Genomic DNA, 13,881 nt, shown 5'->3' on the forward strand with positions numbered 1-13,881 from the left:
CGGTTCAGGCGGGCGGTGCCGTATTCCGGAACCATTCGAGGATCTGCGGGAGCGCTGCGCGGACGGTGCCACCGTGGTCGAGATCACCGAGTTCGATCAGCTCGGCATCGGCGCCGAGTTCGGATTTCATACAGCGCTGCGAATTCTCGAACGGCACACTGCGGTCGCCCGGGGCGGCGTACAACCGGACCGGAACGCCGGACCGCCAGTCGCAGACCGCATCGCTGTCGCTCATGGCACGAAGGGCGGCGCCGACGGGGTTCCGGGCCAGGGCCAGGAATTCCGGGGTGAGCAGCTCCTGCGGTGTCCGCGGGAGGCCCGCCCCGATCCTCAGCAGATCGTGGCGGCCGTCGAAGAGTTCCTCGACGCGCTGCGCGTACGGTTGCCGGAATGCTTCGCCGGGGTGGTCGTACAGGTGATAGATACGGTTCATCGCGGTGATCCAGTAGGCGAGGTAGACCACCGCCTGGCGCGGTTCCACCCGACCGTCCAAGGCCGCCGGCGCCTGAACCTCCTGGACGGCGTACGGCCCACTCACCGCGGCCGCCGCACGGAGACCGAAACCGTCCACCTCGCCTTCGCGCAGATCCCGGGCGAGGGCGAGTGCGGCCTGCCCGCCCTGGGAGAACCCGGTGACCAGGACCTCGGGGTGAACCTCGCGGCCCTGCCGGTCGAGCAGTTCGCGGGCCGCGAGCAGCAGGTCTGCGGACGCCGTTCCCTCCGACGGCGCGTGTGCGTAGGGATGCGGCCCTGGGCCGGTGCCCAGTCCGAGGTAGTCCGGGGCCACGGCGAGATAGCCGGCGGCGGCGAACAGGGTCGCCCGGGCGCGGTCGGTTTCTCCTTCCTCGGTCGGTGCCTCGTCCCGGCGCACGATCGTGCCGTGTGCGTAGGACACCACGCGCAGGCGCGGATTCTCGGTCTCGGGCACTACAACCAATCCGCTGGCGACGACAGGGGCGCCGTCGGCGGCGACGGTCCGGTATTCGACGCTGTACCGGCGGACACCGCCTGCCTGCGGCAGGGGGAATTTCCACTTGTCGAGATAGGCGCTGGTTTCCGGGCCGGCCATCGCGGGCATCGGGGTCACCGATACGAGCTCCCCGCGGTTCGCCGGAGCGGTGACCTGCCCATCGTCGGAAGAACCGCAGGCGGCGACCGGCACCGTGAGCACAGCGGCCAGCAGCGTCAGCAGTACCCGGCCTGCGTACACCGTTTTACCTCCCGGCGGGGTAGATCGACAGTGATGTGGACGCTACCGAAGGTATACGCGCCCCGGTGATCCGGTGCCGCGCGGCGACAATCGCCGGCCGGTGATCCGCCGAGTCGCGAAACGACTACCGAGCCCGGGGCGATGACATCTTCGTGGATGCAGAAGTCATACCGGCGACCGAGCGGCAGGAAATGGTGCGGTGCTTGCTGGCACTGTGTCATGTCGTCAACGAACTCGTCGATCTCGCCGAATCCGAACCGGCACTGCACGATCGCGCAGTACTGGTCCAATCCGTGTTACGCGATACGGTCGTAAACTTGGTGGCCAACGGTCGTGCGACCCCGATCGGAGGCTGCCTGACGACGTAAGCCGCCCCACCGACTACTGCGTCGTCCGAGTTCCCAGTGGTGAACGCAGAAATAGACTGGGGTGGTGACCAAACCGACCCCATGGGGCGCGAGCACTGGGCACGGGGACGAACCGGCCGGTGCGGTGCGCGCCGCGTCCACTGCGGCCCAAGGGAGCACGGCGGACGCACATCGCGCCGAGGCCCGGGCCCGACGCTGGGGCGAACGGCGAGCGGCCGCTTCTGTCGTACTGCGGGGTGCGCGTGATCGCGCCGGGGAGCTTCGCACAGCTCCGCGCCTCATCGGGAAATGGGGCTACATCTTCGCGGCCGGTGGCGCGATCATCACTTTCGTCCTGATGTTCCAGCACTGGATTATCGCGCAGGGGCCGGATGGGACCGCCGCGGCCACTCCGTTCGGCAAGATCGATTCGAGCACCCGTTACCTGTCGGTGTGGTCGTCCCAGGGGCCGCAGCCCACTGCCAACCTCACCGGCTGGTGGGCGTTGCTCGCCAGCACCGCAATCGCGGTGACTGTCGCCGCGGTGGCCGTATACATCGTCACCGATTCACCGAAGTTCGCGCGGATCGCCACCGGCGCGTCCGCAGTGTCGGCAGCGTTCGTGGTGATGTCTGTGCTGTATCTGGCGATCCGGCAGAAGAACCTGAAGGCCATGACGAACCGCCGCTGGGATCTCGGCGGCCAGGTCGGTTCCTGGATCAACTGGGCATTCAACGACGGCACCAAACCGGTGGCCGGCCTGAATCAGGTCGAATACGTGGCTTCGGGTACTTTCACCACCGCCGCCATCGTCGCGGTCGTCCTCGCCGTGAGTTCGGCGGTGGTCGCGATCGCCGCCCTGCCGCGCAGCACGTCGGGGTCGACCTGGATTCCCTTGCGGGTGAGCATAACCCGGGCCACGACGGCGAGGCGCACTACTGGGAGTCACATCTCCCCGCCCGACGCCGCCCCGGACTCCGCGGCAACTCCCCGGCCGGACCGGCCCGCAGGCGCAGACTCACCGACAGCTGCCGATACATCGGACAACAGCGGTCCACGCGAGTCCGGGACCGAGACCTCGAACCAGTAGGGCGCCCCGCCATCGGACAACGATCGGCCGCGCTCCAGCCTCCGAGCATCCAACGTTCTGCGCGGACCTGCGCAGAGCCTCCCGCTCACGGCGCGCCGGCGGCCGCTGTCGTACGCCGTGCTGCGCTCGGCCTGGCCGTGTAGTGTCGCGCGCGTGCCGGATCAGTTGCGGCACAGGCACGGTTCCGAAATACCTGTCAGCGGCCCTGTCGACTCGAGCGATCGCGAGGCATATGTTCCCGAATCAGATGTCCACCGACTACCCCGTCGCCCCCATCCCGGACGAGGCCTACGGCCGGGGCGCGCCGCTACCCGCTCCGCGCGGGCCCGATCTGGTGATCACCGCGCTGCTGTGGTTCCTGCTCGCCACGCTGGCCATCGTCTCGGTGGTCATCTCCCCGTGGTTCCTGCTGGCGATCGGCGTCTGCGAAGGGCGCGCCGGCTGCAGTACCGATCCGAGTACCGGAAACTGGATCATCGTGCTGGGCGGCTGCTTCGGCTTCCTGATCGGCGCCGCCACATCGGTGAACGCGGCACGCAGTGGGCGTGCGCTGTATCCGGGCGCGCTGATCGGGGTCGTACTGGTGCTGGCCGCCTGGCTTGCGGGCTCCCTGCTGATGGGCTGACCCGGGGCGGACCCGTGTAGTCCGCCCCGGGCGCACTCAGGGCTGCGCGGGGGCAAACCGGCGATCGGTGTAGCGACGCAGGTTGGCCAGGAACCGGCGGAACGCCATATTCATGAAAGGTGTCGCCGCGAACGCCGTGAAGCGGGCAGGGCCGGCCAGGCGCTGCGCGAGGGTCCAGGTGAGCCGGCAGCCCTCGGGTGTCGGCTCAATCCGGTAGTCCTCGGCGAAGGCCCCCAGGGCGGCGGTGGAGCAACTGTTGAACCGGAACGCCATCCGGGTGTTGGGTTCCCAGACCAGGAACTCCTCGTCACCGACGAGCCCGCCACGCATATCGACCACCCGGGTCGTTCCGACGCCACGGGGTTCCGGGCTGGTCCAGGTGACCTTGGTGATCACGCTCGCCCAGTGCGGCCAGGATTCGGCATCGGCCAGCACCTCGAACAGCTGCTCGGGAGTGATCGCCAGGTCCACGCTGTTACTGCACCGCACCGGCGCATTCTCGAGGAATTCGACCCCGACCCGTTCACACGGACGCATGGTGCTCATCGCCGGCCACCGCCGATCCTGTGCTCCGGTCCCCGATTCGCACGGATTTCCACGCGCCTTCCTCTCCTCGATCGGCACAGCCACGGAATACCGGCTGCGCACCGATGGTGACACCTGTCCAGTCGTATGTCCATAACTCCGGGGTCGTCCGCCGGTGTGGACGGCTTGGGACCGGTGGCAGGAAAATCCGCCACGTGCTGGCCCGCGTCACAGAGTTGGGCCGAACCCCGCCCGGCAGCCCACCGGACGCAATAACTTCCGGCGATGCGTCCTCCACGCCGCACGCGCCGGATCCTGCTCGTCCTCGTGGTCATGCTCGCTCTTGTGCCGGTCGCGGTCTCCCCCGGCTCGGCCGCGCCTCACCACCCGGCCGCGCCCACCATCCCCGGCCGGCCGGGGACGCCGGAACCCCGGATCACCGGTACCCGGCCACTCGGTGGGCGCGCGGTCGAACTGGCCGTGTACTCGGCCGCAATGGGCCGCGAGATCCCGGTACGAGTGTTACCGGCCGAAGACTCCACGGCCGCGGCGCCGGTGTTGTACCTGTTGAACGGGATCACCGGCGGCAGCGACGGGGGCAATTGGTTCGACCGCACCGATCTGGCCGAGTTCTTCGGCTCCGAACAGGTCACCGTCGTCAACCCGATCGGTGGTGCGGGTAGTTATTTCACCGACTGGCGTGGCGACGATCCCGTCCTGGGCCGCCAGCGCTGGTCCACTTTCCTCACCGCGGAACTACCGCCGTTGATCGACGCCGCCTACCGCGGCAGCGGCGCCAATGCACTCGCCGGGGTCTCGATGGCTGCGGCGTCGGTGTTTCAGCTCGCCCTCGCCGCTCCCGGCCGGTACCGCGCGCTCGGCTCCTACAGCGGCTGTGTCCGGACCAGTGATCCACAGGGTCGCGCGGTGGTCGAGGTGGTGGTGCGCAGCAATGGGGGGAATCCACTCAATATGTGGGGTCCGCCGCAAGACCCTGCGTGGTCGGACAACGATCCGTTCCTGCACGCCGGGAAGTTACGCGGACTCGCCCTGTATGTCTCCGCCGGAACCGGCACGCCCGGCGCTCTCGACACCCTGGAAGGCCCGGGTATTCGGCGTAACCCGGGCAAACTGCTCGACCAGCTGCTGATCGGCGGCGCCCTGGAGACCGTCGCGGCGCAATGCACGGCCCGGCTCGGTGAACGCCTGCACGAGCTGGGCATCCCGGCGACGGTGGCGCTCCGACCCGACGGTACGCATTCCTGGGGATACTGGCAGCGGGAACTGCATGATTCGTGGCCGCTGTTCGCGGCGGCGCTGCGGAGGTGAACACAGGCATGCTGGGCTACTTCACAATTCGGCCGGTGACCACTTGTGTCGTGACGGAAGGTTGTCCGGAAGCAGTTCCAGACACTCGAACGGCATCGGTAGCGTCGGCCTCAATGCCGTAGCGGCACCGGATTTTTTGCGAACCTTTGGCATTTCTGCCGGACTTTCATCGCAACTGATGTTTCCGGCGGCGTCGGCGGCGAATACCGCAGCTCACCCGGATCCGGGAGGACACGTAGATGTCGGACATTGCCATAGTCGGAATCGGCTGCCGATTCGGAGGGGGAATCGACTCTCCGGAATCGTTCTGGGATTTCGTGGCCGGCAAACGCGATGCCGTCGTCGAGATCCCCGCCGACCGCTGGGATTACCGGCGCTACTACGACCCGGAAAAACGCACACCGGGCCGCAGCTACACCAAACGGGGCGCGTTCCTCACCACCGACCCCTGGGAATTCGATCCCGATTTCTTCGGGATCTCCCCGCGCGAGGCCACCGGCCTCGACCCGCAGCAGCGTCTCCTGCTCGAGGTCACCTGGGAGGCACTCGACGATGCCGGGGTCGCCGGGAAGGCCGGCGGGGAATCGGTGGGGGTCTATATCGGCGGATTCGTGGTCGACCAGTCCGTGGTCGGTGTGGTGGGGCCGGCGCTGGCGCATGTGGATATGCACACTGCGGCCTCGGCGTCCTACACCATGCTGTCGAATCGGATCGCCTATGCCCTAGACCTTGTCGGGCCCGCACTCACCATCGATACGGCCTGTTCTTCCTCGCTGGTGGCGTTCCACCTGGCGTGTCAGGCGCTGGAGAACGGCGACTGCACGATGGCCCTGGCGGGCGGTGTGAATGTCATGCTGCAGCCGGAAACCTTCGTCATGATGTGCAAGGGCGGCTTCCTGGCCGCCGACGGCCGCTGCAAATCCTTCGATGCGTCCGGGGACGGCTACGGCCGCGGCGAGGGCGGTGGCATCGTCGTTCTCAAGAAACTCGATGAGGCAGTGCGCGACGGCGACCGGGTCTATGCGGTGGTCAAGGCCACCGGATCCAACCAGGACGGGCGCACCGCGGCCATTACCGTGCCCAACGCCGATTCCCAGGAGGCGCTCGCCCGGGCGGTCTGCGCGCGGTCGGGGCTCACGCCCGAAGAGATCACGTATGTCGAGGCACACGGCACCGGCACACCGGTGGGCGACCCGATCGAACTGCGCGCTCTGGGCACGGTCTACGGCGCTGCCGGGAGCCGTCCGGAAACGCTCGGCGTGGGCTCGCTGAAGGCCACGCTCGGGCATACCGAGGCCGCCTCCGGGATCGCCAGTGTCATCAAATCGGCGCTGGCCCTGCATCACCGCACCATCCCGCCGCAGGGCTGGCTCGACGAACCCAACCCCGATATCCCGTTCGCCGATCTCAATCTGCATATCCAGCTCGAACCGCAGCCGCTGCCTGCGGACGCGGGCCCGATGACGATCGCGGTGAACGGTTTCGGCTACGGCGGCACCAACGCGCACACGATCCTGCAGGAGTTCCGGCCGCCCGCCGCTCCCCCGACGGACCGCGAACGCCACCATCTCGGCGTGCTGCCGCTGTCGGCGCGCAGCGCTCCCGCGGTTCGTGCCATGGCCGGCCGGTTCGCCGATCTCCTCGAGGCCGGCGCAGACCCCGATCACCTGGCCGAGGCCGCGTGGACCCGGCTGGCGCACCACCAGTTCCGCACCGGAGTACCGCTGCGGGAACGCGCGGAACTCACCGCGGAATTGCGGCAGTACGCGGGCGGCGAAGGGCGCGATGCGGTGCGCACCGTGTCCCAGCGCACCGACGAACCGGTATTCGTCTTCTCCGGGATGGGGCCGCAGTGGTGGGGTATGGCCCGCGACCTGCTCGCCGCCGACGGTGTTTTCGCCGCGACCGCACGTACCGTCGACACCGCGTTCACCGAAGTGGCCGGCTGGTCGATCCTCGAGGAACTGCTACGCCCCGAGGAGGAGTCCCGGGTCACCGCGACCGAGGTCGCGCAACCGGCGAACTTTCTGGTGCAAGTCGGATTGGTGGCCGAACTCGCGCAGTACGGCATCACTCCCGCGCGGATCGTGGGCCATAGCGTCGGCGAGGTATCGGCCGCATATGTGACCGGGATGCTCACCCTGCGCGAAGCCGTCACCGTCGCCTACCACCGGTCCCGGCTACAGGCCACCACCGCGGGGACGGGTGGCATGCTCGCCGTAGGCACCGGCGCGGAGAAGGTCCGCGAGTACATCGGCGACGCCGACTCGGTGGATATCGCGGCCGTCAACAGTCCCGGATCGCTCACCCTGGCCGGTGATGTCGACCGTCTCGACGAGATCGCCGAAAAGGTCACCGAGGACGGCGCCTTCGCCCGCGCGCTGCGGGTCGAGGTGCCTTACCACAGCAGGTTCATGGACCCGATTCTCGGCGAATTGCGTACCGTGCTGGCGGAACTTTCCCCGCAGGCGCCGCGGATTCCGCTGGTGTCCACAGTGACCGCGCAGGCGGTGGTGGAGGCCGAGGACGGTTTCGATGCCGAGTACTGGTGTGCGAATGTCCGGCAGCCGGTCCGTTTCGCCGACGCGATCGCCGGGCTGGTCTCCGCAGGGCATCGGGTGTTCGTCGAAGTCGGGCCGCATCCGGTGCTGTCCGGAAATATCCGGGAGGTGCTGCTCGCCGCCGGCGAGAACGGTGCGACGGTCGCCACCCTGAACCGGAAAGCCCACGACGCGGACAGTATCCGCCGCGCGATCGCCGGTGTGTACGCCGCCGGCGTCCTCGATATCGCGGCACTGTTTCCGCCGGACCGTCCCGCCACCGAACATCTCCCGCTCCCCCGGTATCCATGGCAGAACACCCGGCTGCACAATCCGCTGCCACTGTTCGAACAGCTGCGGCTCGGCAGTCCCGGCACCTACACGATGCTCGGCGACCCGGACATGGAAGGCCGGCCGGGCTGGATGCTGCAGGTCGGGACCGAACTGCTGCCGTGGTTGCCCGATCACGTCGTGGGCGGGATGCGGATCATGCCCGGCGCGGCCTATCTGGACGCGGCGTTGAGTGCGGCCGCCACCCGCTCCGGTGACAAACGGATCGCGCTCGAGGATGTGCGGTTCGTGGCGCCGATGGTCATGGCACAACCGGATGTGCCGTTCCTGGAACTGGGTGTCGAAGAAGGCGGCGGCCGTTTCCTGATCCGGTCGCGCAGCGCCACCGGATCGGTGTGGACGGTGCATTCCACGGGACGCATCCTCAACGGCAGCTACGAGACGATCGTGGATACCGTGCCGGAACCGGAGTCCGCGGTCGATTTCGAACCCGAACTGTTCTATGCGGCCCTGGCCTCGCGCGGACTGCAGTACGGTCCGGCTTTCCGGCGGGTCACGGCGGTGCGTGCCGGACGCGATGCGGTGGTTGCCACCGTCGACGCGACCATCGCCGCCGGCTCCGGACATCTCGCGCATCCCGCGGTGGTCGACGCTGCCATGCAGACCGTGGCACTGCTGTTCGCGCAGGACGGGCTCGGCGAGGGGGCGATGGTCCCGGTCGGGGTCGAGGCCGTGCGGATGTACCGGGAGCTGCCGGAGGAGGTGACCGTTGTCGCGCGGCGTGATCCGGAAACGGGGCGCCTCGCGGATGTGCGGTTGCTCGGCGCCGACGGCACGCTGTGCCTGCACCTGATCGGGGTACGCCTCGGCGCCCTCACTCCCGGCGGCAGCCCACTGCAGCGGATGGCCGACTTCTACTACTCCGACACCATGGAGCCAGCCGACCCCATCGATTCCGCGGCGCTCGGTGAGACCGGTACTCCGGCGACCGTCGTTCTCGCGCTGGGCGACAGCGACCGCGCCCGGGTACTGGCCGAAACCCTGCCCGGTGCCCGGTACCGGCTCACCACGGGCGACGACCCCGATCTCGAGACCGAGCTCATCGAGCTACTGCGCACGAGCACGGAAGATCCCGGGACCGACCGCGTCCACCTGGTGATCGTGGCCGGACGTATCGAGGACGATCTGGCCGATCTGTGGACCCTGAAACGACTCGCGGTCGCCGCCCACGAATTCGCCGCACCCGGTGAAGGCGATACCCCGATCGTCGGTATCGGCGATGGTGCCTGCCATGTCACGCTGGTCACCGAGCACGCCTTCGCCCTGCCGGATACCCCGGCGGTGCCGGATTCGCGCCAGGCGGCGCTCGCCGGCGCACGGCGGGTGCTGCTGAACGAACAGCCTGCGCTGCGCTGGCGGCTCATCGATACCGAACCCGGTACATCCATCGAGGACCTCGTCACCGAACTGGGCATTCCCGGCGCATTCCGGTACGACAACTCCGACGAGGTGCTGCTGCGCGCAGGCGCACGCTGGCTGCCGCGGATCACCACCCCGCTGCAGGAACGTATCGACCTTCTGGAAACCGCCGAACCGCTCACCGATCCCGAGGCCGATTTCGAGCTCGAGATCCCGAAATCGAAACTGCTCTCCGCACTGGCCTGGCGGCGTACGACGCGGCGGAACCCCGGGCCCGGCGAGGTAGAGGTCGGGATGCGCATCATCGGTCTCAACTACAAGGACCCGCTCAAGGTCATGGGGATTCTCGGTGAACGCGAACTCGCCGACACCTTCTTCGGCACGAGCCCTGGAATGGAAGGTGTCGGTACCGTCACCCGGGTCGGCACAGAGGTCACCGATACCGCGGTCGGCGATCTGGTCGCGCTGGCGGCGAAAGGCATGATGCGGCGCTACCACATCGTCGACCGTACCGCGGTTATTCCGCTGCCCGCCGGTACCGACCCTGCGGTGTGCACCAGCACCACCGCGTTCGGCACGGCCGAATACTCCCTGCTCGACCTCGCCCGTCTCGAACCCGGCGAAACCGTGCTCATCCACGGTGCCGCCGGCGGTGTGGGGTCCGCGGCGATCCAGGTGGCCAAGGCGCGCGGGGCACGGATCATCGGGACGGCGAGTACCGAAGAGCGGCGGGCACATATCCGCGAGCTCGGCGCCGATCACGCGTTGAATTCGCGGTCGCTCAACTTCGCCGACGACGTCCTGGCCCTCACCGACGGTGCCGGGGTGGACGTGATTCTCAGTTCGGCGCCGGGTGAGGCCCTGCGGCAGAACTTCAAGGCCATCCGGGAATTCGGGCGCATCGTCGAGGTCGGCAAGGCCGATATCTACACCGGTGGCCTGCTCGAACTCGCCGTATTCGACCAGAACCTGTCCTACTTCTCGATGGACCTCGACCGCATGTGCCGGTTCCGGCCCCTGCAGCTGGCGGACCTGCTGCGCCGGGTGGTGGAAAAGTTCCAGACCGGCGAATACCGGCCGCTCCCCTACGAGCTGTACGGAACACATGAGGTCGCCAAGGCATTCGACGACACCATCCGCTCGACCAAGATCGGCCGGATCGCGCTGTCGCTGTCCGACGAGGCCCCGCCGGTCCGGCCGATGCTGCCCGAACTGGCGATCGACCCGGCGGGAACCTATCTGATCACCGGCGGATTCGGTGGTTTCGGCATGGCCACCGGGACCTGGCTCGTCGCCAAGGGCGCGCGCCGGCTGGTGCTGGTGGGTCGCAGTGGTGCCGCCACACCCGCGGCCCGCCGGCAACTGGCCGCGTGGCGGGCCGCCGAGGTCACCGTGATCGAGGAACGGGCCGATATCGCCGACGCCGCCGCGGTCACCGCGCTGGTGGCCCGGGCCCACGATCCGCGATATCCGCTGCGCGGTGTGTTCCACGCTGCCGGTGCGGTCGCGGACAACCGGGTCGAACATATGGACGCCGAGCAGCTGGCACGGGTCTACCGGTCGAAAGTACACGGCGCGCGGATACTGCACGACGCGGTCACCGGGGCCGGAGCACGACCGGATATGTTCGTGCTGTACTCCTCCGGCGGGTCGATGTTCGGGATCTTCGGTCAGTACAACTACACCGCTGCCAACCTCGCCGTGGAAGCCCTTGCCGAGGAATGGTCGCGGGCCGGGGAACGCGTACTGTGCGTGGGCTGGGGTCATATGTCCGGCGCCGCCGGCGGTATGGCCGCCGACGAGAAGGTCGCGAAATATCTGGAACTGGCAGGTTTCGGGCCGATCGATATGGCCGACGGCACCCTCTACCTGGAACAGACCCTACGACTGGGTGTCACCCGGGCCGCCGTCATCCCCACCGACTGGTCGAAGCTCACCGCGGCGTTCCCGCAGATGAGCCGTACCGGACGGCTCGCCGCGCTCGTCGCTGCCGCGGTCCAGGACAACTCGATGCTGGCGAAACTGAAAGCCGACCTGTCCGCGCTCGAAGAGGGGAAACGCGGGCAGGCCATGGCCCGGATGCTCGCCGACCAACTGGCCGTCGTCATGGGGGTACAACCCGACACCATCGACCTGACCGTCCCGGTCACCGAACTGGGCCTGGATTCGCTGATGGCCGTCGAATTCGGTTCCCGGGTCAGCAAACAGCTCGGCATCGAGCTCATGTCGCTGCAGATGGGGCGTTCGTTCACCCTCGAGCAGGCGGGGCCCAAAGTGGCCGAGCTGATTCTGGCCACCGATCCGGCGGCCGGGTTTGCGGCGTCTCTGCCGGGTGCCGCGCCCGGGCCGGGCGGGGCTCCTGATGCCGCGCCCCTCACTTCCGCGAAGGCGGCCACCGTCCGGAATCCGGAGGCCGCCGCCGGCCTCGGCAACGGGTCAGGGGACGTGAACGCAGCGGGCGGTGGCCGGGCGGACGGCGCGCCCGACGGCAACCGGAAGGCCGACAGCAGCGGCCCGGTACACGGCGACGGCGTGGCTCGCACGCCGAACAGCACTGCACCGCAGGCGTACACAGCGGCGGCGAGCACCAGTGGTCTTCCACCGGCGCCGGGCAGTGGAGGCGCGCAGCCGGGCAACAGCAGTGCGGCGATCACCAGCCGCGACGATACGCCGGCGGCGGAACACCACGTCGAATCGACAGCAGCCCACGGTGGGGAAAGGCCGGTAAACGATCACGCCGGGCCGGCACCACACGCCGGCGGCGGGGCGCTAACCGACAACAACGGCCGGTCGGCGTCAGGTAACGGCGGCGGACCGGCAGCCGGTCACGACGGCGCCCCCGTGGCAGCCAGCAGCGCCGAGTCTGCAACGGGTAACGGTGGCGCGCCGGCAGCAGGCAACAGCAGCGGGTCGACAGCAGGCAACGGCGGTGATCCGGCAGCAGGCAACGACGCCGAGCCCGTAACAGCCGAGAGCCGTGAAGCCGTAGCGACCGACGGCACCGAGCCCATGGCGAGCAACGGCGTGTTGTTCGGCAGGGAGGCTCCTCGATGATCAACGGCGCTACGGCCGACGCCCGCACCGGCACCGGGGCGGGCGCGTGGGCGGCCTTCGCCGGCTGTCTGCTCTCGGTGTTCATGCAGATGATCGACGTGACGATCGTCAACACCGCGCTACCCGAAATCACCGCCGATCTGCACGCGAGTTCCGCGCAGCAATTGCTCATCGTGTCCGGGTACTCGCTGGCCTTCGCGTGCACACTCCTTGCCGCTGCGCGGCTGGGCGCCCGGATCGGTCGGCGGCGGATGTTCCTGTTCGCGGTGGTCGCGTTCACCGCGGCGTCGGTGTGGTGCGGTACGGCCGGCAGTGCCGGTGAGCTCGTTCTGGCGCGGATCGTCCAGGGGGTGGCCGGTGGCGGGATGGCGGCGCAGACCATCGCGATCCTCACGGCCCTGTTTCCGCGCCGGATGCATACTCAGGTGTTCGCTCTGTACGGCGCCACCTCGGGTTTCGCGGGCCTGCTCGGGCCGATACTGGGCGGCACCCTGGTCACCGCCGATATCGGCGGGCTCGGTTGGCACAGTATTTTCCTGATGAATCTGCCGCTCGGGGTCGTGACCTTCGTCCTCGCCTGGCGTTTCCTGCGCGTGGAGACGCCGCCGCGGCGGGTCCCGATGGATTTCCCCGGCGTGGTGCTGTGCGCGGTCACACTGTTCGCGCTCCTGTACGCGCTCTCGGAGATCCACCTGCACGGCTGGCGCCCGATTCCGTGCCTGATCGTCGTGGTAGCGCTCGGGCTGGGCGCGCTCACCCTGCTCCACGAACGCGCCGCAACCCGGCGCGATACCGGGCCGCTGGTACGGCTGGACCTGTTCGCCGACCGTGGTTTCGCGGTCGGCTCGATCGTGATCACCGGTTTCTTCGGGCTGTTCACCGCCTTCGTCTTCGCCATCTCCATCACTCTGCAGAATGTGCTGGAGTTCTCGGCACTGCGCACCGGGATCGCGATGACCCCGTTTGCGCTCGGCGCCGGCGCCGGAGCCCTGCTGTCGCCGATTCTGGTGAGACGGTGGGGGGTACGGGTGCTCGCCGGCGGTCTCGTGTTGTATGCGGCGTGTGTGCTCGTGGGGGTCGTGTATGTGAACATCACCGGCGGGCAGGTGAATATGCTGCTGTGCGCCGCACCGGTGTTCCTGTGCGGTTTCGGCGCCGGGGTTTTCGCGGTACCCCTGCAACCCCTCATGCTGTCCGGTCTCGACGACGCGCAGATGGCCGAGGCCTCCGGGCTGGTGCCCACCATCGAGCAGATCGGCAACGGCGTCGGTCTCGCCCTGCTGGCGACGGCGTTCTTCCGCGCCCATACGCTCGGCGGCAGCACCGTGATGCTGTCGGCGATCGCAGTACTGGCGCTGGTGCTGGCCGCCGTCACCCTGGCCCTTCCCGAACCGGCCACGCCGGACAATTCCGCTACGGCACGCGCGCCGGCGATGAACTGAGGAATACGA

At 68.6% G+C, this 13,881-nt stretch carries 8 protein-coding genes; 6 read left to right on the forward strand and 2 right to left on the reverse strand.

What is annotated here, in order from left to right:
- Positions 1–4: 4 nt before the first annotated feature.
- Positions 5–1,210, reverse strand: coding sequence for an alpha/beta hydrolase (locus NFL01S_RS02955; protein ID WP_062971082.1), 1,206 nt, complete (start codon positions 1,208–1,210; stop codon positions 5–7).
- Between the two features lie 152 nt (positions 1,211–1,362).
- Between NFL01S_RS02955 and NFL01S_RS02960 the strand changes: the two genes are divergently transcribed.
- From NFL01S_RS02960 to NFL01S_RS02970, 3 genes are all read left to right on the forward strand, one after another.
- Positions 1,363–1,578 carry a hypothetical protein gene (locus NFL01S_RS02960; protein ID WP_062971084.1) on the forward strand — a complete coding sequence of 72 codons (216 nt, stop codon included), beginning with the start codon at positions 1,363–1,365 and terminating at the stop codon, positions 1,576–1,578.
- Between the two features lie 64 nt (positions 1,579–1,642).
- Entirely contained in the window at positions 1,643–2,647 is a 1,005-nt protein-coding gene (locus tag NFL01S_RS02965) for a hypothetical protein (RefSeq protein ID WP_157116180.1), read from the forward strand.
- Positions 2,648–2,894: 247 nt separating this feature from the next.
- Positions 2,895–3,272: a hypothetical protein gene (locus tag NFL01S_RS02970; RefSeq protein ID WP_157116183.1), complete on the forward strand. Its 378-nt coding sequence runs from the start codon at positions 2,895–2,897 to the stop codon at positions 3,270–3,272.
- Positions 3,273–3,308: 36 nt separating this feature from the next.
- Here NFL01S_RS02970 and NFL01S_RS02975 read toward each other — a convergent pair whose 3' ends face one another.
- Positions 3,309–3,809 carry an SRPBCC family protein gene (locus NFL01S_RS02975; RefSeq protein WP_062971390.1) on the reverse strand — a complete coding sequence of 167 codons (501 nt, stop codon included), beginning with the start codon at positions 3,807–3,809 and terminating at the stop codon, positions 3,309–3,311.
- A gap of 273 nt (positions 3,810–4,082) precedes the next feature.
- Here NFL01S_RS02975 and NFL01S_RS02980 point away from each other — a divergent pair, with 273 nt between their 5' ends.
- The 3 genes from NFL01S_RS02980 to NFL01S_RS02990 all read left to right on the forward strand — a co-directional run bounded on the left by NFL01S_RS02980 (position 4,083) and on the right by NFL01S_RS02990 (position 13,872).
- On the forward strand, positions 4,083–5,126 hold the full coding sequence (locus NFL01S_RS02980) for an alpha/beta hydrolase (RefSeq protein ID WP_245670484.1): 1,044 nt from the start codon (positions 4,083–4,085) through the stop codon (positions 5,124–5,126).
- 239 nt (positions 5,127–5,365) lie between these two features.
- On the forward strand, positions 5,366–12,430 hold the full coding sequence (locus NFL01S_RS02985; RefSeq protein WP_084492347.1) for a type I polyketide synthase: 7,065 nt from the start codon (positions 5,366–5,368) through the stop codon (positions 12,428–12,430).
- A complete protein-coding gene (locus NFL01S_RS02990; protein WP_062971090.1) occupies positions 12,427–13,872 on the forward strand; it encodes an MFS transporter in 1,446 nt (481 codons plus the stop codon). The genes NFL01S_RS02985 and NFL01S_RS02990 overlap by 4 nt, the downstream gene beginning before the upstream one ends.
- The last annotated feature ends 9 nt before the right edge of the window (positions 13,873–13,881 follow it).

Source organism: Nocardia flavorosea NBRC 108225, assembly GCF_001613385.1.
Lineage (GTDB): Bacteria > Actinomycetota > Actinomycetes > Mycobacteriales > Mycobacteriaceae > Nocardia > Nocardia flavorosea.